Origin of the sequence: Hymenobacter psychrotolerans DSM 18569 (genome assembly GCF_900142395.1) — a bacterium.
GTDB lineage: Bacteria > Bacteroidota > Bacteroidia > Cytophagales > Hymenobacteraceae > Hymenobacter > Hymenobacter psychrotolerans.
The window spans coordinates 185,995-205,769 of the sequence record NZ_FRAS01000005.1 but is presented as its reverse complement, the minus strand read 5'-3'; the positions used below and the strand labels follow the sequence as shown (position 1 = coordinate 205,769).

At 60.7% G+C, this 19,775-nt stretch carries 27 protein-coding genes and 1 tRNA gene; 11 read left to right on the top strand and 17 right to left on the bottom strand.

All coding sequences use genetic code 11. The annotated features are described in order from the left end of the window. On the top strand, window positions 1–706 hold a 706-nt coding region (locus BUE15_RS07350), incomplete at its 5' end, for a phosphoenolpyruvate carboxykinase (ATP) (RefSeq protein WP_139252172.1). Between the two features lie 208 nt (window positions 707–914). Then, a complete protein-coding gene (locus BUE15_RS07345) occupies window positions 915–1,700 on the top strand; it encodes a S1/P1 nuclease (protein ID WP_073282610.1) in 786 nt (261 codons plus the stop codon). A gap of 80 nt (window positions 1,701–1,780) precedes the next feature. Here BUE15_RS07345 and BUE15_RS07340 read toward each other — a convergent pair whose 3' ends face one another. Further along, on the bottom strand, window positions 1,781–2,800 hold the full coding sequence (locus tag BUE15_RS07340; protein ID WP_073282609.1) for an SDR family oxidoreductase: 1,020 nt from the start codon (window positions 2,798–2,800) through the stop codon (window positions 1,781–1,783). A 129-nt stretch (window positions 2,801–2,929) separates the two neighbouring features. On the opposite strand from BUE15_RS07340, the gene BUE15_RS07335 reads away from it, so the two are divergent. Next, window positions 2,930–3,640, top strand: coding sequence for a 16S rRNA (uracil(1498)-N(3))-methyltransferase (locus tag BUE15_RS07335; protein ID WP_073282607.1), 711 nt, complete (start codon window positions 2,930–2,932; stop codon window positions 3,638–3,640). A gap of 87 nt (window positions 3,641–3,727) precedes the next feature. Beyond that, entirely contained in the window at window positions 3,728–4,126 is a 399-nt protein-coding gene (locus tag BUE15_RS07330; protein WP_073282605.1) for a hypothetical protein, read from the top strand. 65 nt (window positions 4,127–4,191) lie between these two features. Here the strand turns inward: BUE15_RS07330 and BUE15_RS07325 are convergent, their stop codons facing one another. Both BUE15_RS07325 and BUE15_RS07320 read right to left on the bottom strand, forming a co-directional pair. Next, window positions 4,192–4,473 carry a hypothetical protein gene (locus BUE15_RS07325; RefSeq protein WP_073282603.1) on the bottom strand — a complete coding sequence of 94 codons (282 nt, stop codon included), beginning with the start codon at window positions 4,471–4,473 and terminating at the stop codon, window positions 4,192–4,194. After that, entirely contained in the window at window positions 4,443–4,898 is a 456-nt protein-coding gene (locus BUE15_RS07320; RefSeq protein ID WP_073282602.1) for a hypothetical protein, read from the bottom strand. Before BUE15_RS07320 ends, BUE15_RS07325 begins: the two co-directional genes overlap by 31 nt. Window positions 4,899–5,036: 138 nt before the next feature. Here BUE15_RS07320 and BUE15_RS07315 point away from each other — a divergent pair, with 138 nt between their 5' ends. Next, window positions 5,037–5,702, top strand: a complete 666-nt coding sequence (locus tag BUE15_RS07315) for a DUF4159 domain-containing protein (RefSeq protein WP_073282600.1) — start codon at window positions 5,037–5,039, stop codon at window positions 5,700–5,702. An 85-nt stretch (window positions 5,703–5,787) separates the two neighbouring features. Here the strand turns inward: BUE15_RS07315 and BUE15_RS07310 are convergent, their stop codons facing one another. From BUE15_RS07310 to BUE15_RS07290, 5 genes are all read right to left on the bottom strand, one after another. After that, window positions 5,788–6,342: a hypothetical protein gene (locus BUE15_RS07310; protein WP_073282598.1), complete on the bottom strand. Its 555-nt coding sequence runs from the start codon at window positions 6,340–6,342 to the stop codon at window positions 5,788–5,790. Window positions 6,343–6,414: 72 nt separating this feature from the next. Further along, window positions 6,415–6,987, bottom strand: a complete 573-nt coding sequence (locus BUE15_RS07305) for a 1-acyl-sn-glycerol-3-phosphate acyltransferase (RefSeq protein WP_073282631.1) — start codon at window positions 6,985–6,987, stop codon at window positions 6,415–6,417. A 126-nt stretch (window positions 6,988–7,113) separates the two neighbouring features. Next, a complete protein-coding gene (locus tag BUE15_RS07300; protein WP_073282597.1) occupies window positions 7,114–7,923 on the bottom strand; it encodes a patatin-like phospholipase family protein in 810 nt (269 codons plus the stop codon). A 44-nt stretch (window positions 7,924–7,967) separates the two neighbouring features. Then, on the bottom strand, window positions 7,968–8,816 hold the full coding sequence (locus BUE15_RS07295; RefSeq protein WP_073282595.1) for an MBL fold metallo-hydrolase: 849 nt from the start codon (window positions 8,814–8,816) through the stop codon (window positions 7,968–7,970). A 166-nt stretch (window positions 8,817–8,982) separates the two neighbouring features. Beyond that, complete coding sequence (locus tag BUE15_RS07290) at window positions 8,983–9,930, bottom strand: acetyl-CoA carboxylase carboxyltransferase subunit alpha (RefSeq protein ID WP_073282593.1); 948 nt, start codon at window positions 9,928–9,930, stop codon at window positions 8,983–8,985. A gap of 236 nt (window positions 9,931–10,166) precedes the next feature. Between BUE15_RS07290 and BUE15_RS07285 the strand changes: the two genes are divergently transcribed. From BUE15_RS07285 to BUE15_RS07270, 4 genes are all read left to right on the top strand, one after another. Continuing rightward, a tRNA-Asp gene (locus tag BUE15_RS07285) sits at window positions 10,167–10,240 on the top strand. A gap of 151 nt (window positions 10,241–10,391) precedes the next feature. Further along, window positions 10,392–11,675, top strand: coding sequence for a site-specific integrase (locus BUE15_RS07280; RefSeq protein WP_073282591.1), 1,284 nt, complete (start codon window positions 10,392–10,394; stop codon window positions 11,673–11,675). 504 nt (window positions 11,676–12,179) lie between these two features. Continuing rightward, window positions 12,180–12,920, top strand: coding sequence for a hypothetical protein (locus BUE15_RS07275; RefSeq protein WP_073282589.1), 741 nt, complete (start codon window positions 12,180–12,182; stop codon window positions 12,918–12,920). Window positions 12,921–13,048: 128 nt separating this feature from the next. After that, entirely contained in the window at window positions 13,049–13,495 is a 447-nt protein-coding gene (locus BUE15_RS07270) for a hypothetical protein (protein ID WP_073282587.1), read from the top strand. Between the two features lie 62 nt (window positions 13,496–13,557). On the opposite strand, the gene BUE15_RS07265 is transcribed toward BUE15_RS07270, so the two are convergent. Further along, window positions 13,558–13,947: a hypothetical protein gene (locus BUE15_RS07265; protein ID WP_073282586.1), complete on the bottom strand. Its 390-nt coding sequence runs from the start codon at window positions 13,945–13,947 to the stop codon at window positions 13,558–13,560. A 238-nt stretch (window positions 13,948–14,185) separates the two neighbouring features. Between BUE15_RS07265 and BUE15_RS07260 the strand changes: the two genes are divergently transcribed. Both BUE15_RS07260 and BUE15_RS07255 read left to right on the top strand, forming a co-directional pair. Then, window positions 14,186–15,190 carry a GIY-YIG nuclease family protein gene (locus tag BUE15_RS07260; RefSeq protein WP_139252170.1) on the top strand — a complete coding sequence of 335 codons (1,005 nt, stop codon included), beginning with the start codon at window positions 14,186–14,188 and terminating at the stop codon, window positions 15,188–15,190. Between the two features lie 10 nt (window positions 15,191–15,200). Beyond that, complete coding sequence (locus BUE15_RS07255; RefSeq protein WP_073282582.1) at window positions 15,201–15,980, top strand: HNH endonuclease; 780 nt, start codon at window positions 15,201–15,203, stop codon at window positions 15,978–15,980. A gap of 77 nt (window positions 15,981–16,057) precedes the next feature. Here BUE15_RS07255 and BUE15_RS21510 read toward each other — a convergent pair whose 3' ends face one another. The 8 genes from BUE15_RS21510 to BUE15_RS07215 all read right to left on the bottom strand — a co-directional run bounded on the left by BUE15_RS21510 (window position 16,058) and on the right by BUE15_RS07215 (window position 19,743). Beyond that, complete coding sequence (locus tag BUE15_RS21510) at window positions 16,058–16,552, bottom strand: hypothetical protein (RefSeq protein WP_139252169.1); 495 nt, start codon at window positions 16,550–16,552, stop codon at window positions 16,058–16,060. 51 nt (window positions 16,553–16,603) lie between these two features. Continuing rightward, entirely contained in the window at window positions 16,604–17,257 is a 654-nt protein-coding gene (locus BUE15_RS07245) for a PD-(D/E)XK nuclease-like domain-containing protein (protein ID WP_073282578.1), read from the bottom strand. A 45-nt stretch (window positions 17,258–17,302) separates the two neighbouring features. Continuing rightward, entirely contained in the window at window positions 17,303–17,548 is a 246-nt protein-coding gene (locus BUE15_RS07240) for a hypothetical protein (protein ID WP_073282576.1), read from the bottom strand. 60 nt (window positions 17,549–17,608) lie between these two features. Then, window positions 17,609–18,292 carry a hypothetical protein gene (locus tag BUE15_RS07235; RefSeq protein WP_073282575.1) on the bottom strand — a complete coding sequence of 228 codons (684 nt, stop codon included), beginning with the start codon at window positions 18,290–18,292 and terminating at the stop codon, window positions 17,609–17,611. A 102-nt stretch (window positions 18,293–18,394) separates the two neighbouring features. Continuing rightward, a complete protein-coding gene (locus tag BUE15_RS07230; RefSeq protein ID WP_244535902.1) occupies window positions 18,395–18,775 on the bottom strand; it encodes a DUF3846 domain-containing protein in 381 nt (126 codons plus the stop codon). Further along, window positions 18,760–19,044, bottom strand: coding sequence for a hypothetical protein (locus BUE15_RS07225; RefSeq protein WP_073282572.1), 285 nt, complete (start codon window positions 19,042–19,044; stop codon window positions 18,760–18,762). The genes BUE15_RS07230 and BUE15_RS07225 overlap by 16 nt, the downstream gene beginning before the upstream one ends. After that, a complete protein-coding gene (locus tag BUE15_RS07220) occupies window positions 19,041–19,358 on the bottom strand; it encodes a hypothetical protein (protein WP_073282570.1) in 318 nt (105 codons plus the stop codon). Before BUE15_RS07220 ends, BUE15_RS07225 begins: the two co-directional genes overlap by 4 nt. Beyond that, the gene (locus BUE15_RS07215) at window positions 19,351–19,743 is read right to left on the bottom strand and encodes a hypothetical protein (protein WP_073282568.1); all 393 of its coding nucleotides are present in this window, start codon (window positions 19,741–19,743) and stop codon (window positions 19,351–19,353) included. Before BUE15_RS07215 ends, BUE15_RS07220 begins: the two co-directional genes overlap by 8 nt. Between the last annotated feature and the right edge of the window lie 32 nt (window positions 19,744–19,775).

Sequence of the window (19,775 nt, the reverse complement as noted above, 5' to 3'; positions counted from 1 at the left end):
GCCCGGCACGAGCACCGTGGACTACGCCAACAAGAGCGTGACGGAGAACACGCGCACGGCCTACCCGATTCACTTCATTCCCAATGCCGTGGAGCCGAGCGTGGGCCCCTCGCCCAGGAACATCTTCTTCCTGACGGCCGATGCCTTCGGGGTGCTGCCCCCCATCAGCCGCCTGGACAAGAGCCACGCCATGTACCACTTCATGAGCGGCTACACGGCCAAGGTAGCGGGCACGGAGATGGGCATCACCGAGCCGCAGACGACGTTCTCGGCCTGCTTCGGGCAGGTGTTCCTGCCGCTGCACCCGACCCGCTACGCCGAAATGCTGGGCCAGAAGATGGACGAGCACCCCGAAGTGCGGGTGTGGCTGATCAACACGGGCTGGAGCGGCGGGGCCTACGGAGTGGGCCAGCGCATGAAGCTGGGCTACACGCGGGCCATGATTACGGCCGCGCTGGAAGGCCGGCTCGACGCGGTGGACTTCCACCGGCACCCGGTGTTCGGGGTGCAGGTGCCGGCTGCGGTGCCGGGCGTGCCCACCGACATCCTGGACCCGCGCAACACGTGGGCCGATAAAGAAGCCTACGACAAGACGGCCACTGAGCTGGCCCACAAGTTTGTGCACAACTTCCAGCGCTTCGCCGACTTCGCCTCTGACGACATCCTCGCCGGCGCTCCCAAAGCAGAAGTGGTGGCCGGCGTCTAGCCAGTAGCTGTATTTACACAAAAGCCCCGTCGGCACTGCCGGCGGGGCTTTTGCTTTGCGGCGGAATAGCAAACATAAAAGAGTGATTTGTAAGGAACCATGACATCTGGTCGGATAGCGGGTAGATTCAGTGGTGTAGTGCCGTACTTCCTTGAAATGCCAGTAATTTGCCCGGATATTCTGCTTTTCATCACTTCCTCTTCTGACTATGCGCAAGCGTTTGCTGCCGCTGTTTCTTCTGTTTCTGTCGCCGCTGAGCCTGTGGGCCTGGGGGGCCGACGGGCACCGGGCCGTGGGCCAGATTGCTGAAAAACACCTCAACCGAAAAGCCCGCCGCGAAGTGCAGCGCCTGCTCGGCACCGAAACCCTGACTCTGGTGAGCACCTGGCCGGACGAAATCCGGTATTATCCGGAGTTCAAGGAAACCGGCCCCTGGCACTATGTCAATTCTCCGGCCGGCCTGAATGAGTCGCAATACCTGCAGGACCTGAAAGGGCAGACCTCGCCCAACGCCTACAATGTGCTGCAGGCCAAGCTCCGCGACCTGAAGGACCCTGCCAAAACGCCAGCCGAGAAAAAGGCAGCTCTGAAATTTGTAGTGCACTTGGTAGGCGACGCCCACCAGCCGCTGCACGCCGGCCACGCCGAGGACAAAGGCGGCAACGACATCAAGGTGAAATACCGGGGCAAGGACACCAACATGCACAGCCTTTGGGACAGTGGCCTGATTGATTACCAGGGCTTGAGCTACACCGAAATGACGGCCTATTATACGCAGCAGATGCCGCGCAAACAGGTGCGAACGTGGCAGAAGACGGCCCCTGAGCAGTGGTTCTGGGAGTCGTATCAGGCCAGTGAGCAGATTTACCGTGGTGTGCCCGCCAACGGTGACATTGACTATACCTACTATCCGGCCCACGCCGAACTGATGAAGCAACGGATTCAGCAGGCGGGCGTCCGGCTGGCTGCGCTGCTGAATGAAGTGCTGAGCTAAGCTCCGGAATCAGCCAGAAAAAAGGCCTGCCAGCATACGCTGGCAGGCCTTTTTTGTATTCCGAAAGGTGTTGCGGCGGCTTAGCTGCGTTGCTTGCCGGCTCCCAGCCAGGCCGCCAGCGCTACGCCGGCCCCCACCAGCAGCGCCGTACGCAGCGCCGGACTGCCGGCCGTTACGGTTTCGGTGTAGTAGCTGGTTTCGCGGGTGCTGCCGGGGTAGTTGCCGCGCTCCTCCAGCTGGCCCATGGGCCGGTCGAGGGCGTTTTGCTGCAGTGGCCGCGGCGGGTAGTCAGCCTTTTCCTGCTTGGAAAACGACTTCTCCATGAACGTATCCAGCAGGCCGGGCGTCCAGCGGTTCATGCCAATCATGGCCTTGCCGCCACCTCCTACCACCACGTCCCGCTCGGGCGTGGCGGCGCAGTGCAAAATGGCGCGGGCTACGGTTTCGGGGGCATAGGCCGGAGGCGCGTGCTGGGCTTCGCGCTCCATATAGTTTTTGGCATGCACGGGATATGGCGTATCAATGGCGGCGGGCTGAATCAGGGTAACCGATATGGGGGCCTCATCCATTTCCAGTTCCATGCGCAGCCCATCGGTAAAGCCTTTCACAGCGTGCTTGCTGGCCGAGTAAATGGTTTGCAGAATGGCCGTTACTTCCGACAGAATGCTGCCCACGTTGATGATGGCGCCACCCTTGCTTTTCAGGTGCTTGGCCGCTTCCAGCGAGCCATTCACCAGCCCCCAGAAGTTCACGTCGAACAGCTGGCGCATGTCTTCCAGTGGCACGTCTTCCAGCTTGCCGTAGATGGAAACGCCGGCGTTGTTGATCCAGGTATCGTAGCCGCCGAACTTGCCGGCCGCTTCCCGGGCCAGACGCTGCACGTCTTCGGGCTTGCTTACGTCGGCTACCACGTAAGTAGCCTGTCCGCCTTCTTCATTGATTTCATTGGCGAGGTGGCGCAGGGCTTCTTCGCTGCGGGCGGCCAGAATCAGGCGGGCGCCGGCTTTGGCGGCCATCCGGGCCGTAACGAGTCCGATGCCCGACGACGCGCCGGTGATGACAATGGTCTGCTGGGAAAGTTTTTTGAGTTTGACTGCCATGGGGATACAGGTGAAGTGAATAAACTATCAGGGTACCAGCAGGAATACGGCCAGCCCGGCGCAGCGTTGTGCCCGCACGCGCGCACCGTGCCGCGGCCGCCGCGCGCTTTTCCGGCTTACCTTTGCCCAATGCCGCATACCTTCTTCGCCCCCGACCTTTCAGCCGACACCTACACGCTGCCCGAAGACGAAAGCAAGCACGCCGTGCGGGTGCTGCGCCTCACGCCCGGCGACGCCGTAGCGCTGGTAGATGGCCGGGGCGGTGTATTTCAGGCCCAGGTGACGGACGCCAACCCCAAACGCTGCCAGCTGCGCATTGTGCAACAGCAGCAGGTGCCGCGCCGCCCCTACTTCGTGCACGTAGCGGTGGCCCCCACCAAAAACCTCGACCGGATGGAGTGGCTGGTGGAAAAGGCCGTGGAGATGGGCGTGGAGCAGCTGACGTTTCTGCGTACGGCGCGCTCGGAAAGGCGCGAGCTGAAGCTGGAGCGGCTGCAGAAAATTGCTGTTAGCGCCCTCAAGCAGTCGGGGCAGGCGTGGCTGCCGGTGCTGACGGAGCTGACGGATTTTGCGGATTTTCTGCCCACCGCGGCGGCCGAAACCACGTTCATCGCGCATCTGGAAGAGGGCGAACGGACGCCGCTGGCCCGCGTGGCGGCCGCCGGAACGGGCTGCTGCGTGCTCATCGGGCCCGAAGGCGACTTTACGCCGCAGGAAATCGAGGCCGCCTTTGCCCGCGGCGTCCGGCCCGTTACGCTGGGCGCCTCCCGGTTGCGCACGGAAACAGCCGCGCTGGCAGCGGTGCACACGGTACACGTAGCCCGGGAGCTGGCCGGCTGACGGGCATTCCGGCCTTTTTCCAGGGGCTGCCCGATTCGAAATAAACTTCCAGCAGGCCGGTTTTCGCTGCCTCACCAACGTCTTTCCATGAAGCCTAAATATCTTTTTGCCGCTGCCATCAGTGCGCTGCTCCTGTGGTTTGTGATAGATGCGCTACGCCAGCCCAGCGCCCAGGATTTGCCCGGCGGGTTTGAGGAAGTAGCGCAGTTTCGCAACGAAAACAACACGGGGCCCGTCGTGCGCATCTACGCCGTAACAGTCAGGGACACTGCCCGCTGGCAGGAAATGGAGCAGTATGGCGCCCTGATGCCGCACACGAAGTATGGCACAACCAAGGTGTTTTTCTTCGCCGCCGGTAGCCCCGCTCCCACCGCTTTGCAGCTGGCTGCGCCGCATTTTGCGCCTGAGCTCAACCGCTACTGCCTGGCTGCTTATGAGAAAGACCTGATGAGCAAGGTTTCCTTTGTCCGCCGGCCCCTCCGGTAGGCTTAGTAGCCTGCTGAGGTAGCTACGCGCTTTCCGATTGGCAAATCACACTGACAAGCAATGCTTTAAGCCAGCGAATCAGGCTCCACGTATTTTATCTGTGCCTGCCCTTCAAATTGCTTGAAGTAGAATACCTCAAGGCAAATTTTCATGATGAGCAGCTGAATTGCGGCCGCATCTTCCGTGGTGAAACAGGGCAGGAACGCCTTGCGCTTGTCGCCGTTGGCGTAGGTGCGGAACCCCAGGCTGCGCAGCTGCCGGAGCTGGTTTTTATCCAGCACCCACTCTGCTTTGAGCCGCTGTATGTCCGGAATAGTTACGATAACCGTTTTCCTGACCAGCTGCACCAGGCAGGCAACTCCGGCCCAAACGACAGACTGAAGCTCTCGATTTTTTTAGTCAGCAGCTTGCTTATCGTTTGCCGCAGATGATTTTGGACCGCCGCAGGTGATTTTTCGGTGGGGCTGTGCTCTAGCGCAGCCAGCCGGCTCTCCTGCTCCCTTAGGATTTCCGCCAGCATCCGGTCTTCCCCTTCTTCCAGCAGCATAGCTCGCGCGCGCTCTACTACGGCCCGGCGGTGCTGCTTCTCATCGTAGAGCGGATCGGCCAGGTTGTGGAGCGTCCGGAGCTTTTGGTCGAGTTGGAGGAGGCCTTTGGCGTAGCTGCCCGCCAGTTTATACTCGCCTTCTTCCGTGCAGGAATCAATCAGCGCCTGCAGCGTGTCACGTTCCTGCTGATAGTGTGTCAATAGCTTGCGTAATTTGTTCTTCATAACAGACCTAAATACGTTGAGTACGCAACCTCTCAAAATAGTGAGGTCCTAAAATTCACTTGTGCCGGCTGCCTGAAGCTAGCAGTATTTGTCCTGTACTCCAAGCGCTGCTCTAGCACCCACTGCCCTGCCCACCTTATGCTCAAACACCTGATTCTGACGTTTTTCCTGCTCGTGTCGCTGACGGCCGCCGCACCCGTTGCGCCCAGCTTCCGCATTGCCAAGCTGCACTACGGCGGCGGCGGCGACTGGTACGCCAACAAAACCAGTCTGCCCAACCTCATCCGCTTCTGCAACCAGACGCTGCGCACCAACATTGCCCCCGATGAAGCCACCGTGGAGCTGGACTCGCCGGAGCTGCTGACCTACCCGTTTGTGCACATGACGGGCCACGGCAACGTGTCGTTTACGGAAACCGAGGCCCGCAACCTGCGCCGCTACCTCACGGGCGGCGGTTTCCTGCACATCGACGACAACTATGGTCTGGACCGGTTCATCCGGCCCGAGATGAAGAAAGTGTTTCCTGAGCTGGAGTTCGTGGAGCTGCCGTTCTCGCATCCTATCTACCACCAGAAGTATCAGTTTCCGCGGGGACTGCCCAAAGTGCACGAGCACGACGGTAAGCGCCCGCAAGGCTTCGGCCTGCTCTACAAAGGCCGCCTAGTGTGTTTCTACAGCTATGAGTGCGACCTGGGCAACGGCTGGGAAGACCTGGGCACCTACCCCGAAGACACGCCCGCCATGCACGAGGCGGCACTAAAAATGGGTGCCAACCTGGTCAGCTACGCCCTTACCCAGGACTAGCATATGCGCAGCTGCATCACACAAAAAAGCCCATCCGGCTCGGGATGGGCTTTTTTGTGTGATGCAGTTGCGCACACTCGTGGCGCTAAAATTTGGGCTTGAGAATCTCGCTCAGAATGAAAGCCGCACGCAGGTCGGCGGGGCGCCGGAGCTGGTCAGTTACGACGGAGCGGGCCGGCTCTTTGCTGTGGGCCTGCTGCCGGGCCCAGTAGTCGTTGGTGGCGGGGCGGGTACTGGCCCGCGACAGGTCGGCGGCCCGGCGCGCTTCATGCAGCGGCACTTCCAGGCTGCGCGCCTGTGGGGTGGTTTCCAGTGATTTGGCTACCGGCTTAGGGCGCTCCTCCAGGCTACGGGCGGGCGGAGCAGCTTCGCGGGGCAGCGGGCGGCCCGCCGGCGTGGTGGTTTCGGCGGTTTTGGGGGCGTCCGTGCGGTTTTGGGCCTGCATCTGCCGGAGCAGCTCCTCGAAGGACGTGGCTGGCAGGCCGGGCGCTACCGGGCGGGGCCGGCCCTCCGGGTCGGGGCGGGAGTAGCGCCGCTCCTGCCGTTCCTGCTGCGTAGTGGCCCTGGCTTTCTGCACCATACGCCAGATGAACACGCCCAGCCCGAGCAGTATCCAGAGCAGCGTTTGTATCTTTTCCATGGCGTGAGTAGTGAGCTGATGGGAGACGAAGACCGAACCAGTGCTGCGGATGTAGTACCAGCCCTGATAATCCTAACGTACGCCTTTTTCGGGGAAGCGGCCCTGCTTGGTGCGGTAGAAGGCCTTGATTTCCTCCAGATCCTTCTCGTAGTCGCCGGTGGGCCAGAACGCGGGGCCCACGCCGGCTTCCTTCTTTTGGTAGTCGAGGTAGCCAAGCAGAATAGGAACTCCCGCGCCCAGGGCAGCGTGATAAAAGCCTTTGCGCCACTTGGGCTGGTAGTTGCGGGTGCCTTCCGGCGTGATGAGAATCACCAGCTCGTCGCGCTCCTTAAACAGCTGCACCATGGCATCCACGAGGCTGTTGTTTTTGCTGCGGTCTACGGCCAGCCCGCCCAGGGAGCGTACCAGCGCGCCCAGCACCGGAATGGTGGTCCACTCCTTTTTGATGGTCAGCTTCACGTCTTCGTCCATGAGGAAAAACGCGGCGCGGGCAAAAATGAAGTCCCAGTTGCTGGTGTGCGGCGCGGCAATCATCATGCTCTTCCGGATTTCGGGCGGCACCTGGGGCCCGAGCCGCCAGCCGGCTACGGCAAAAATTGCTTTGGAAACGAAATACCAGAAAGTAGAAGTCTTGCGGGAAGCCATGCAGAAAGTGAACAGCAACGGGGTGAGTGGGCGTTGCCAGATGTCAAAACTAGGAAAATAAGTGCGTGAAGCCGCAAAAGGCGCCCAGCACCGCGTAGGAACTGCTACCACAACGCCCGCCCGGCTTCAGGCCGCTGCCAGGGCCGTCAGCTCAGCGGCCTGCGCCAGGGTGTGCCGATAGCCAATATCGAACAGCTCCTGCCCGCGCCGGTAGTCCAGCGGACGGTAGGCCCGCAGCTCCTCGGGTTCCAGCAGCAGGTCGCACTGCAGCTTGCTAAGCATACTGTTGGCCCCGATTATCAGATTGAGCGTGCGCTCCACCAGACTCCGGAAGCCCGCAACCCGCCCCGACCGGTTGGTAGGAATGCAGTTGACGGCCACCACCGGGCGGCCCCGGCCCAACAGCGCATCCACGGGCAGGTTGTTGAGCAGGCCGCCATCTACTAGCTGCCGGCCCTGATACTCCACCGGCCGGTACAGCACCGGCACCGCCGACGAAGCCAGCAGCGGCTGAATCAGAGGTCCTTCGGAGAAATACACCGAAGCACCCTCCGCGAGGTCAGTGGCCACCAGCGTAAGCGGTGTTTTCAGGTCGGCGAAGGTGCAGTCGGCCCCGAGGTGCTGGGCAAACAGCTGCTGCACTGCCCTCAGATCGAGCAGGCCGTAGCGGCTGAAGGCCATGCGCGTGAGCCGGGTGATGCGGACACCCATGAACAGCCGCAGAATCTCACGGGGCGCAAAACCTGCCGCATAAAACGCCCCCGCAATGGCCCCCGACGAGACGCCGGCAAGATGCGCAATGGGCAACTGGAGCTCATCCAGTGCGGCCAGCACACCCAGGTGCGCAATGCCCCGCGCCCCACCTCCCGAGAGGGCCAGCGCCAGGCCTTTTACTGGTGTCGTAGTGGGTGGAAGCGAAGGTGAGGAGTCCGGCATAGGCGCGTAAACGTAGCAATCCGCCAATCAGCCACCGGCTGGTGTTAAAGCTCTGACAACCGGAAGGTTTCGGCCAGCCGTACGCCCTTTTCAGTGTGCTGCACGGTGCAGCACTCGTAGGCAGCATCGTGCTCCAGCACCAGCACCCAGTTTTCGTCGGCGGCGCGGCGCAACACCTGCTCCTTTTCAGTCAGCGTCTGCAGCGGGCGCATGTCGTAGGCCATAACGTAGGGCAGCGGAATGTGCGCGGCACTGGGCAGCAAATCGGCCATGAATGCCAGCGTGCGGCCTTTGTAGTCGAGCAGCGGCACCATCATCTTCTCGGTGTGGCCATCGGCGAAAATGATGTCACGGAACATCGGCAATGCCTCCGGCGTGCCGGCCGCCGGGCTCACAAACTGCAGGTGGCCGCTTTCCTGAATCGGCAGGATGTTTTCCTTCAGAAAGCTGGCCTTTTCGCGCGGATTCGGGGTTACGGCCCAGTCCCAGTGGCTTTGGTTGCTCCAGTAGGTGGCATTCGGGAAAGCCAGCTCCAGCTTGTCGGCGGCAGTGCGCACTACCGAGCCGCCGCAGTGGTCGAAGTGTAGGTGAGTCAGGAACACGTCCGTAATATCCGACGACGTGAAGCCCCGCTGCCGCAGCGACTTTTCCAGCGAGTCGTCGCCGTGCAGGTAGAAGTGCCCCCGAAATTTCTCGTCCTGCTTGTCGCCGATACCATTATCAACGAGTACCAGCCGGTTGCCGTCCTCAATCAGCAGGCAGCGCATGGCCCAGGTGCACATGTTGTTGGCATCGGGTGGGTTCAGCTTCTGCCACATGCTTTTGGGCACCACGCCAAACATGGCGCCGCCATCGAGCTTAAACAAACCAGTATCGAGGGTATGAACGTGCATGAGCAGGTGGGTTGGGTTTGGGCCGTAAAGGAATAAAAAAATGTCATCCTGAGCAGAGCGAAAAACCTTCTCATGCCCGAACGCCCCGTGTACGAACGAGTAGCGCTGCAGTGGTAAGGTCCTTCGCTCCGCTCAGGATGACAGACTATTTTTCGGCTAGTTAGCTCTATTCCAGCACTACGCCCATGGCCGAGAACTTGTCGATGCGCTGGCTGATGCGCTCCTCCTGCGGCAGGGCTTCCAGCTCGTCCAGGGTTTTGAGGATGGTCTTTTTCAGCGTTTTAATCATGGTGGCCGCATCCGTATGGGCACCGCCCAGGGGTTCCTTCACGATGCCGTCCACGAGCTTGTTGCCCAGCATGTCGGTGGCCGTGAGCTTGAGGGCTTCCGCAGCCTGCTCCTTATAGTCCCAGGAGCGCCACAGGATGCTGCTGCACGACTCCGGCGAAATAACAGAGTACCAGGTGTTTTCCAGCATCAGCACCCGGTCGCCGATGGCAATGCCCAGGGCCCCGCCCGAAGCCCCCTCCCCGATGATGATGCAGATAACCGGCACTTTCAGCAGGAACATTTCCTTCAGGTTGCGGGCAATGGCCTCGCCCTGGCCCCGCTCTTCGGCTTCCAGGCCCGGAAACGCGCCGGGCGTATCAATCAGCGTGACAATAGGTTTACCGAATTTCTCGGCCAGCTTCATCAGGCGCAGGGCCTTGCGGTAGCCTTCGGGGTTGGGCATGCCAAAGCGGCGAAGCTGGCGCTGCTTGGTGTTGCGCCCCTTCTGCTGCCCGATAAACATCACGGAGCGGCCATCCAGCTCGGCAAAGCCGCCCACCATAGCTTGGTCGTCGGCCACGGTCCGGTCGCCATGCAGCTCAATAAACTTGTCGGTCATGCCCTCAATGTAGTCGAGGGTATAGGGCCGGTCGGGGTGGCGGGAAAGCTGCACGCGCTGCCAACGGGTTAGGTTGGCGTAGGTTTCCTTTTTGAGGGTCTTGATTTTCGCTTCAAGGGCCGCTACAGCTTCCGAAACATCAACCTGGCTGTCGAGGGCCAGTTGCTGCATTTCACGGAGCTTGCCTTCGAGAGCGGCAATAGGTTGTTCAAAATCGAGGAGCATTGCCACGGCAGAGTGGGTGTGTTGGCGGAGTGAGAGAAGAAAGCAAAGGTAAGCGAAGCCGTGCAGACCGCGCGCCGCCTACCCCAGCCGATTTTTTGAAAAAATTTTCTCCCTGATAAACAGCCCACAACAATCAGAATACGGCTATTTCCGCATCTTTTTTGGGGGTAGGTGTTGTGTACTCCATCCCGGCCCTCTACTTTTGCACCACTTCAACGCCCTGGCAGCGAAGGAATGGTTCGGTAGTTCAGTTGGTTAGAATGCCGCCCTGTCACGGCGGAGGTCGCGGGTTCGAGTCCCGTCCGGACCGCAACTATTTGTTGCAAAGAATCCCCTAGAGTCGCAAATCTGGTAACAGAAGCGGTTTTAGGGGATTTTTGCTTTGGGACGGCTCCGGATTTGGACCCTGTATATGCGGAAATGCGCCCCCAAACGCACCCCCACATACACCCCCATCTCCCATGACGTTTCGGTTTGAACTCCGTACCGACCGGCCCGACGCTGCGGGCCGCTGCACTGTTTACCTGCGCGCTTACTACGAGGGGCAACGGCCCCGCTTCGCCACGCGGGAGAAGTGCCTGCCTTCTGAATGGAACCCGGAAAAGGAGCGGTTCCGCCGTTCGCTCAGTGGGTACCAGGATGCCAACGACTATCTTGATTCTATTACGGAGCGCCTGCAGTCAACTTACCGGAAGCTGCTCACGGATGGTAAGAGCGTGACTCCGGAGCTGTTGAAGGCCTCGCTCCTGCCGGCTGAGCCCGCCCCGGAGCCGGTAACGATGCTACCGATTTACACGGAATATACTGACGCACTGGAAGCGCGGGGCTACCGGGCGCAAACGCTGGTCGTGGTGCGGACGGTGAAAAAGCACCTGGAAGCATTTGAGAAGACCCGTCCCAAGCTTCTCACGCTGGATGAGTACACGGTGGCCGTTCACGACTTGCTGCTGGCCTACCTCCGGCTCAAGCTGAAGTTAGCTCCGAACACAGTAGCCAAGATCATGCGCCGGCTGAAAGCCTTCCTGCGGTATGCGCGGGACGAGCGGGGATTGAAGGTGGGTATTGAGTTGAAGGCAATTAGGGCGGAATGGGTGGACGTGGACAAGCTCTGCCTGACGGCGGCTGACCTGGCGAAGCTGGAAAATGCAATGCTCCCTTCCTCGCTGGTGGCCACGCGGGACGCCTTTCTATTTTGCTGTTATACAGGGCTACGCTACTCCGACATGCGGGCACTGACGACGGCCAACGTGCACGAATGGCGCGGTAAGCGGGTGCTGCGGCTTACGCAGACTAAAACGCGAACGGCCCTGAGCGTATACCTGACTGCCCCGGCGGCGGCATTGCTGGACAAATACGCCGGCACCCGGGTCAAGCTGTTGCCGGCCACGGCAAATCAGGTGATGAACCGCAATTTGAAGCGTATTGCGCAGTTTGCGGGCTTTACGGGGCAAGTGGAAACGGTGGAGTTTGAGAACAGTGAGCTGGTAAAGTCGCTGGTGGCCAAGTGGAAGCTGGTGACAATGCACACGGCGCGGCACACGTTTGCGACGCAGAGCCTGCTGCGCGGAATGCCGGTGGCGGTGCTGCAGAAGGTACTGGGGCACGCCAAAATTCAGACTACGATGATCTACGCCAAGATTGTGGAAGACTTCCAGCACCAGGTGATGCAGCAGATCTGGGAAGGACAGAGCAGCAACGAGGTGGAAGTATCCAGCACGGTTTGCGTGGTGGAGCCGGCGGCTTAAATGCGCCTTTCTATGATGTAGAACCGGCCCGCCTGGCGGGCCGGTTCTGTTTTTAAGGGCCAGGCAGCTACTCTTTTGGGGAGCATCAGCGGGGCTGGCGCTCCTGAAACAGCGGGCAAAGCCCCCGCAAATTCTGGGGGCGCAATTGGGGGCGTAGCCTCGACTTCATACCTGCGGCATACTGAAGCCATACCTAAGCCATACTCCAGCCATGCCAGAGCTATACTGTTGCTTGGTAGGGGAATATGAATTGAGGTTAAATCAGATGAAACACTGTCATTAATTTCTACTTTGATAAATTAAATATTACACTTTGATAAATATTTAAGTGATATTTGAGGAAATTATAGCTGAAAATTCTACTGCTTTCCACTGCAGCAACATCAAACTCACTGGTGGTAAGGCTTCGACAACGAATCACGCGGCGTTACTGGGAGGCTGCACCTGGTAGGAGTCGGTAATGAAAGCAGCCACATACTTTTCTCACCTTTTACCCCTACCACAATGGCACGTCAGAGCGGCGTAATCCAAATCAGTGGCACCGTGGGCGGCGTCGTTTTTGCGAAGGACGGCACGGTGCGCCAAAAACAGGGCTCGAACAAGAGCCAATTCAATTCCTCTGCCTCCATGCAGCGCGTGCGGGAAAATGCCAGCGAGTTCGGCACGGCCGCCAAGGCCGGTAAGCTGGTGCGCGATGCCTTGCGTCGCGTGGTGGTGCTGGCTTCCGACCGGTTAATGGTCTCGCGTCTGGCCCAGAAGATGAAGGAAATCCTCAACCTGGACGAGGATTCCGACCGTGGCGGCCGGCAGATCCTGCCGGAGAACCTGCCGGCGCTGCTGGGCTTTGACTTCAACGCGGGCTCATCCTTCTCGGGCACGTACTATGGCGGCGTAGAGGCCACGCTGGACCGTGCTACGGGCACGCACACGGTGAATTTGGGCGAGCTGAACCCCTCCCGGGACGTGGCCGCCCCGCAGGGTGCTACCCACTACCGCATTACGGCGGCCGTGGGCAGCATCAATTTCGAGACGGGTGCAGTAGCCAGCGCCGAAGCCAGCACGGTGGAACTGCCGCTGAGCAACGCGGTACGTCCGGCCGAGGCGCTGCAGCTGGTACGCGCCGCCGCGGCTGATGAGTCGTTGATTGTGGCCGTGGGCGTGGACTTTTTCCAGCAGCTGAACGGCAAGTTCTATCCGCTGAACTCCAACGCCTACAACGCGCTGAGCGTGGTGGCTATCGGCTAGGTGCAAAGTATTGAGTAGTTGGTATGGAGTAGCGTGTATTGTCCCAACGTGCGCTGCTTCTATTGGCTACTCAATACTTTTCCCGGCCCTTGGCTCGCTGCTAACTATTCACATCTCATTACTACAACATGGCAACTCTCACCCCCTACCAACGACAATTTCGCACCCGGATGAAGCGGGCAATCCGGTTACGGGCCTCCGCCGATGCTAAGGCCCGGCGCTACACCCAGAAGCTGGCGGATGCTATCGGAGCCGCCGAAGACGCGGCTACGCAGATGAACGAACTGAATCAGCTCTACAACGTGGATGTGAGTACCTACACGCTGCTCACGCAGGCGCTGCACGCCAACAGCGGGCAGGAAGTGCTGCTCGACCATCTGGCCCAAAGCACACCGGGCGAAGAGTTGGTGATTTTCAACCAGATTCCGAATGGCAATGGCGGGCTGCCGCTGCCGAGTAACCCTCTGTTTGGCGAAGCGGTGGCCACACCGCCGATTGTGCAGCAGCCCGATATGGCGCAGAGCGCAGCGGCTTCCCCACCGCAGATTATCGAGCGGGAACAAGTAGACAGCTAAAGCACTACTACATGTGAACCTGACAAAGGGCCAATCCCATCTGGGATTGGCCCTTTGTCAATTTATCGAGGCTTACGGTCTTCTTTGCGTGTAGCCAAGCGGGCGCGGCGCTCGGCTACTTTCATAAAAAAGGACTCCTGCAGGGTATCGGCGTGGTTGCGCCGCTGCCAGTCCAGCAGTTCGGCCGCCGTGATGCGCTGGCCGCGGGCACTACCGGTGCAGTCGACGTAGCGCAGGCGGCGGGAATCACGAAGGGGGAGCTTGGTATAGGCGCGCAGGGTTTCGGGATGCAGGGCAAAGAGCTTAGCAGCCTGCGGGAAGGAGAACATAACCTCAGGCAGGGGCAGGCGGGACAGGATGGTGGCCACTTGGTGCGCTATTTCCTGCTGAATGGTCTGCTCGAGCTGGGCTTTTTGGTCGTCGGTGAAGGTGAGGGTGATTTCGGGTATCATAGCAGAACGGGTTGAGTGGACGCCATCAGAAAAAGCCGGAGATTCTGCAGAGCCCCCTACTGCTATAACGTTTGACTGACAGGCATTTGTATGTCAGTCAGTTGGATCTGTGCAGCAGCCGGGGATGGTAGTGGCTGATCAGGCAGGAACACCTGTCAGGATGCTAGAACCGCTTGTTAAGGCCGTGCGGGTATATTCGCCGATTATCGACACGCACTAGGCACAATAAACTCACTACATGGCTAACCAGATTATTGATGCTTTGGGCTTTAGGGCGGCAGCCGGCACAACGGTTACGGGGCGTGTTTCCATTGCAGATCTATTCCCTACATCTAGGAAGCGTTGCGGCATTTATCTACTGCGGTTCCGGGACGATACTTTTTACATTGGCCAGGCGGTGGATGCCGTCCGGCGCTTTGCGCAGCATCGTAAGAACTACGACACGATTGAGGGCTATTGGTTTCAGGCAGTGGCGAAGCAGCACTTGAATGAAACCGAGCAGCGGTTGATACGGCAGGCCGAATCCGCGGGCATGCTGCTGACCAATAAAACCTTCGTGACGAATGTGGTGGGCGAAACTGACCTGGATCTGCTGGTTTCACCGGCCGAACAGGATGCCTGGTTGGCGGATGGCCGGGCCCTGGATGACGACGGGGTGGATCTGGGCTTGACGGTGGAAGAGCGGTTTAGGGTCAAGTACCGGCAGAATTTCCTGCGGCTGCGGCAGCTGCCCGCTTATGGCCGGGTGAAGGCGTTGCTGCAAGCGTACATCACGCATGGTATTCCCGCGTTCAAGAAAACCGAGCAGTCGTTCTGGGCGCTGAGTTGTCTGCCCGCTACGAACAAGGGCACGTATCCGCGCTACTTTGCCCTAAACATGAATGGGATGGAAGTACTGGTGGTGGGTACAGATAAGGCCACGAATCACGGGTTTGTCTTTGCCGTTGTCACGGGTAGCTTCTGCGCTGATCCTGCGGAGAAGGCCCGATTTCTGCGCTCCTACGCTTATTCCATTGAGCCCTCTATTTACCAGGCTGCCGGGGCGGATCAGTATCGGGTGGATTTCAAGAGCATGCACTATTTGCTGCTTGCGCTGCAGCAGGAGCCGGCGTTCCGCCGTAGCATTCGGGAAATGAGTTTGCGGCTGATGCGCAAGGGCGGGACTATCTATGCACCCTACCATTGCTTTGAGCTGGTGCAGGACGTGTTGGCTGATACTGGCCAGGTAACGGGAAGCCTGTAGTTTCGCAGCAATGAAACAAGGGCAACGCCTCTGGACGCGGGATGAATTGCTGCTGGCCATCAACCTGTACTGCAAGCTGCCATTTGGGCAACTGCACAAGGGCAATCCGGCTATCATGCAGCTGGCGGGGTTGCTGGGGCGCACGCCTAGCTCGGTGGCGCTGAAGCTGGTGAACTTCGCCAGTCTGGATCCCAGCCTGGACCAGGCGGGCATGAGCAACGCCAGCCACCTGGACCGGCAGGTATGGGCAGAGTTCTACGCCGACTGGTCGGGGCGGGCCCTGGAGAGCGAGCAGCGGCTGGCCGAAGCGCAGCACCTGACGCTGGAAGAGGTGGCGGCGGAGTATGAGCCGCTGCCACCGGTACCGGTGGGTCGGGTGCGGGAGCAGCTGGTGCAGGTGCGGGTGAATCAGCAGTTTTTCCGGCGCACGGTACTGGCGGCTTACGACAATACATGCTGCGTGACGGGGCTGCGGCAGCCGGCGCTGCTGGTGGCGGGCCACATTCGACCCTGGGCGGTGGATGAGGTCAATCGGCTGAACCCACGAAACGGACTGGCCCTGAATGCCCTGCACGACCGGGCGTTTGAGTTGGGGCTGTTCACAATTCGGCCCGACGATTATGTGATTGAGGTGGCACCGACGGTGCGGGCGGGTAACCGGCCGGATGCGCAGGCGGCAGGCGTTATGCTGGGGCAGTACCATGGGCAGGAGTTGCGGCTGCCAGCGCGGCGGCGGTTTCTGCCAGACCCAGAGTTTCTGAACTGGCACCGGGCAAAGTGGACCGTCTAGCTTCGCTGCTACTCTATAAATTAAACGGCCCCGCCTGAAAAGGTGGGGCCGTCGTTGTTGAAAAGGGCGTATTTACTTTATTGCAGTGCAGTAGCGTCAGTTACGTCGATGGCTATATCTGCTACGCTCTTGGGGGCGCTGGTCTTGAACTTGAAGTGAGCCGAGCCACCGGGCTTCACGAACTCATACACCCGGTAGCTCTCCTCTCCTATCACCGTACCGGTTTTGGAGAACCACTGGATAGTAACTACCGGGTCTTTGAATGAAGCCAGGGTAGCGCTGCTTTCGACATTGCCTTCGATGACTAATTGATCAATCAGGTTGCGCCAATGCTTGCCAGAAGCATCAAGGAACTCGGCGGGGTTAGTTTGTTCCTTTTCCAACAATTCAGCGCGTAGCTCTGCTGCTGTTTTAGGTGCACTAAACTCCTCGTAGATAGAATCATCATAGCGATAACCACCTGCATTTGAATTGCTGACAAGGAATAGAAAACCGAGGCCACATGCTATCAAACATAATAACACGATACCGAAAGCACGGCCTTTATCCGATGAAGTAGAGGTGTTTTTCATATCGACAATATTACTGCAAGGACTTCGATTCCTGAACCAGGAAACATGATTTTATGCAACCTGTTGGCTGTACTGTCGGCGGTTATATTCGCGTAGTAGAGCCTGATACTTTTTACGGCCTTGGTGCATTAAAACCAGGTTGGCACTTACTTCCACCGTCCATAGTGCATGGGGCGCTTTCTTCTGCACGCCGATGATGAGGAAACGGTCGGCCTGCAGGGCGTCGAGGTAGAAAGCAGCTTGGCGGTCGTAGTCGTACTGCTCGATGGTGGTTAGAAAATGCGGCAGGTCGCGGCAGCTGGTGGTTTTGAAGTCGATGAGGGTGAGGCGGCGGCCGGCGGGGCTGCGCACGAGCAGGTCGGGACGCACCTTTACTTCGACGCCGGTGGCGGTATGCACGGCGGTATGGGTTAGCTCGGGCTGGCCCCGGTACAGCAGGTCGCGGCAGTAGCGGTTGCGGCGCACGAGGCGGGCCAACTGTTCTAGCTGCTCCCAGGGGCATTTATCGTCGGTGCGGGCGTAAGTGGCGGGCTCCAGGGTGGCGGAGTGGAAGGCGGTGCCGTAGGCCAGGGCGGCCGGGCTGGGGTTGCGCAGCTGGCCGAGCACCTGGGCTTTGAGGTTGGAGAGGTCGGTGTTGCTGACGTGGGGCAGGGCGCGGTGCTGAGCCTGGGTCAGCTGGGGGAAGGCTTGGACGTTATGAAACATGAGGGGTAAGTAGCTAGAAGTTAAGAGTTAGAATGGTCTGGATGCTTACCAGACGAGGGCCAGGCGCTGCTCTTCGCCGGCGCGGTGGAGCCAGATGTGGGCCCCGCCGCAGCCGACTTCGTAGGCCGGGAGCGGGAACAGCTCGCGCACGGCCGGGGCCAAGTCGCGCAGGTCGGGTAAGGGTTCGGCAGCTTCGATGAGCTTGGCCAACTCAGTGAGCTGGACGGCTTCGGCTTCGTCGCGGGCGGGCTGGTGCACGACCAGCTGCGGGACTTCGAGAGAGGTTTGCATGGGCAGTGAGGTGAAATAGCCAGGTGGCCCCCTTCCCTATTGGGTCGGGGGCCGGGAGCGTTACTGGGCCAGGGCGGCAGTGAGGGCCGCTTCGAGTTGGGCGGGTTCCGACTTAGGATTAGTGTAGCCGTGGCTGGTGCGCACGTCGGCGGTGCCGGTGGTGGTTTCCTCGCGCCAGATGGGAAAGTCGCGGGCAAACTCGCGGCGGGCCTGCACCTCCTGCGGGTCGGCGGGTTCGTAGCTGAACTCGGCAATGTAGTAGGTGGCCTTCTTGCCGTCCTTGGTGGTTTCCTTCTTGCTGGCCTGCACTTTCACTACCACGTCGGCCAGAGTCAGGTCGTCGTAGAACAGCGGCTCGATGAGGCGGTACAGGTTTTCGACGCTGTAGCCGTGGAAGAGCACGGCGCAGATGGCGCCTTTGTCGTCGGCGTAGAACAGCTCGGCCCAGAGCTTGCGGCCCATGTTCAGAATATCGTCCTGGAATACGCGCCAGGCCAGCGGAATGAAGATGAGGGCGGGCCCCAGCGGCGTGGTGCCGTTGATGTTGAACTGGCCGGCCTTGGCGTCGAAGCGGATTTGGCGGGGGTGGCCGGGCAGGTAGCGGAAGCGCGGCACCTGCTGCACTTCGCCGGTGGCCTCGTCTACTTTGTCGATGAGGTAAGCCGGCGCGGCTTCGGCGGCGGGGGTGCTAGTGGCCGGGAGTTGAACGGCCGGGGTCTTGGGGGTTTTGGTGGCGGTTGCCATAACAGAGAGGGAGTAAAGAGTGGGGCCAGTCGGCGGCCGGCCCCTTCGCCGTATTGAGGTTGGGAATCGTGCAAGCGGCGCTTGCACAAATGCGGGCTGGGGCTAGCGGAACTGCTTGTCGTGGCAGAGGATGGCGCGGCCCACGATGCTGTCCTGGCCGCGGGCTTCGGGCTGGTGCTGGTACCACAGGTAGGTGGCCAGCAGATTCAGGTAGCAGGGGTTGCGGAACTTGCCTTCGTCGTCGATGATGAGAATCAGCTCGGGCGTGAGGCGCACCACGTCGACTAATTGGCAGTCGAGCAGTTCATAGAGTTCGGCCAGCTTGAAGCTGCGGCCGTTGCGGGGGCTGACCGGCTGCGGGTTGGCGCTGTGCGGGTCGAGCAGTTGGGGCTGGTAAGTGGTGGCGGTTTGCGGCATGATGCTGGGGCTAGTGGCCCGCGCCGGGGTGGCGCGGGCCGGTGGCTGGATTATTTCAGGTCCCACGGGTGCGGGTGGTAGTCGTCGGCCGGCGTAGGCAGCAGGCCGTAGCAGTCGGCCGGGCGCAGGCGCGGGGCATTGAAGCGGGCGGCGGCAGCCGTGGCAGCCTCCTGGGTGGCGTAGCGGCCGGGGGCGGGCTCCTGCTGGTAGTGGCCGGGGCCGCCGGGCACGGTGCCGGGCTGGGCCACGTCGCGCACCACGGCCCAACCGGGGCCGCTGGCATACAGGCAGGCCGCGTACCAGCGGCCCGCCTGCGAGGTGATGCCGGGCTTCATGCCTGAGGGCCTTCGCGGAAAAGAATTTCCTCCAGCTGCTCGGCCAGAGCCTGCTCCTGGGCGCGGCCAACGTGCAGTGGCCGGCCGGTGCGCCGGCAGTACACGGCGCGCAGGCGCACATGGGGCACCTTCTGGCGGGACCAGCTGAATTCATCAGCATAAACCCACTGCACGTAATAGGCCACGGCGGCTACTACCTCACGCAGCCCGCCGAACAGCGACACGGGTAGCTCCCGCTCGTGGAAGCAGCGGCGGCGGGAGTAGCTGCCCACCCCTACCGGGGCGGGCGCTACGACAGTGGCTGCGCTATACATAGCGGGCCAGGAAAAAGCGGCGGCGGAAACGGGCGCAGCGGTGGCGCTGGCAGCGGTAGGAAAAGCCGGGGCGGCGCACGGGCACCCCGGCCAGCTGGCCAGCGGCGGCGCGGAGCACCTGCGCGGCGTGGGCTACGACTACGGCCGCCAGCAGACTAGGCGCGGGCTGGGCGGCGGCAAAGGCCTGGACGGCGGCAGCAACCGCCGCAAAGGGGCACTCTGCCTGCCCCAGGTGGCAGGCCTGGCCGATATGAAAGGAAGCGGTGTACTGGGTTTTGGTGTAGCCCTCCGGGGCTACGTAGTGGCTGATAGTAGCGAAGTGGCAAGCGGCGGGGCCGGACCAGGCAGCAGCCAGAAGCTGCGAGAACTGCAAAGCGGTGAACATGGGCTGTAGATGTTAGCCGTAGGGTGCGCTGC

Bases quoted from the DNA above. Each gene is read 5' to 3' on its own strand.
- BUE15_RS07345 (WP_073282610.1), top strand. From the start codon at position 915: ATGCGCAAGCGTTTGCTGCCGCTGTTTCTTCTGTTTCTGTCGCCGCTG.
- BUE15_RS07340 (WP_073282609.1), bottom strand. From the start codon at position 2,800: ATGGCAGTCAAACTCAAAAAACTTTCCCAGCAGACCATTGTCATCACC.
- BUE15_RS07335 (WP_073282607.1), top strand. From the start codon at position 2,930: ATGCCGCATACCTTCTTCGCCCCCGACCTTTCAGCCGACACCTACACG.
- BUE15_RS07330 (WP_073282605.1), top strand. From the start codon at position 3,728: ATGAAGCCTAAATATCTTTTTGCCGCTGCCATCAGTGCGCTGCTCCTG.
- BUE15_RS07320 (WP_073282602.1), bottom strand. From the start codon at position 4,898: ATGAAGAACAAATTACGCAAGCTATTGACACACTATCAGCAGGAACGT.
- BUE15_RS07315 (WP_073282600.1), top strand. From the start codon at position 5,037: ATGCTCAAACACCTGATTCTGACGTTTTTCCTGCTCGTGTCGCTGACG.
- BUE15_RS07310 (WP_073282598.1), bottom strand. From the start codon at position 6,342: ATGGAAAAGATACAAACGCTGCTCTGGATACTGCTCGGGCTGGGCGTG.
- BUE15_RS07305 (WP_073282631.1), bottom strand. From the start codon at position 6,987: ATGGCTTCCCGCAAGACTTCTACTTTCTGGTATTTCGTTTCCAAAGCA.
- BUE15_RS07300 (WP_073282597.1), bottom strand. From the start codon at position 7,923: ATGCCGGACTCCTCACCTTCGCTTCCACCCACTACGACACCAGTAAAA.
- BUE15_RS07295 (WP_073282595.1), bottom strand. From the start codon at position 8,816: ATGCACGTTCATACCCTCGATACTGGTTTGTTTAAGCTCGATGGCGGC.
- BUE15_RS07290 (WP_073282593.1), bottom strand. From the start codon at position 9,930: ATGCTCCTCGATTTTGAACAACCTATTGCCGCTCTCGAAGGCAAGCTC.
- BUE15_RS07280 (WP_073282591.1), top strand. From the start codon at position 10,392: ATGACGTTTCGGTTTGAACTCCGTACCGACCGGCCCGACGCTGCGGGC.
- BUE15_RS07275 (WP_073282589.1), top strand. From the start codon at position 12,180: ATGGCACGTCAGAGCGGCGTAATCCAAATCAGTGGCACCGTGGGCGGC.
- BUE15_RS07270 (WP_073282587.1), top strand. From the start codon at position 13,049: ATGGCAACTCTCACCCCCTACCAACGACAATTTCGCACCCGGATGAAG.
- BUE15_RS07265 (WP_073282586.1), bottom strand. From the start codon at position 13,947: ATGATACCCGAAATCACCCTCACCTTCACCGACGACCAAAAAGCCCAG.
- BUE15_RS07260 (WP_139252170.1), top strand. From the start codon at position 14,186: ATGGCTAACCAGATTATTGATGCTTTGGGCTTTAGGGCGGCAGCCGGC.
- BUE15_RS07255 (WP_073282582.1), top strand. From the start codon at position 15,201: ATGAAACAAGGGCAACGCCTCTGGACGCGGGATGAATTGCTGCTGGCC.
- BUE15_RS21510 (WP_139252169.1), bottom strand. From the start codon at position 16,552: ATGAAAAACACCTCTACTTCATCGGATAAAGGCCGTGCTTTCGGTATC.
- BUE15_RS07245 (WP_073282578.1), bottom strand. From the start codon at position 17,257: ATGTTTCATAACGTCCAAGCCTTCCCCCAGCTGACCCAGGCTCAGCAC.
- BUE15_RS07240 (WP_073282576.1), bottom strand. From the start codon at position 17,548: ATGCAAACCTCTCTCGAAGTCCCGCAGCTGGTCGTGCACCAGCCCGCC.
- BUE15_RS07235 (WP_073282575.1), bottom strand. From the start codon at position 18,292: ATGGCAACCGCCACCAAAACCCCCAAGACCCCGGCCGTTCAACTCCCG.
- BUE15_RS07225 (WP_073282572.1), bottom strand. From the start codon at position 19,044: ATGAAGCCCGGCATCACCTCGCAGGCGGGCCGCTGGTACGCGGCCTGC.
- BUE15_RS07220 (WP_073282570.1), bottom strand. From the start codon at position 19,358: ATGTATAGCGCAGCCACTGTCGTAGCGCCCGCCCCGGTAGGGGTGGGC.
- BUE15_RS07215 (WP_073282568.1), bottom strand. From the start codon at position 19,743: ATGTTCACCGCTTTGCAGTTCTCGCAGCTTCTGGCTGCTGCCTGGTCC.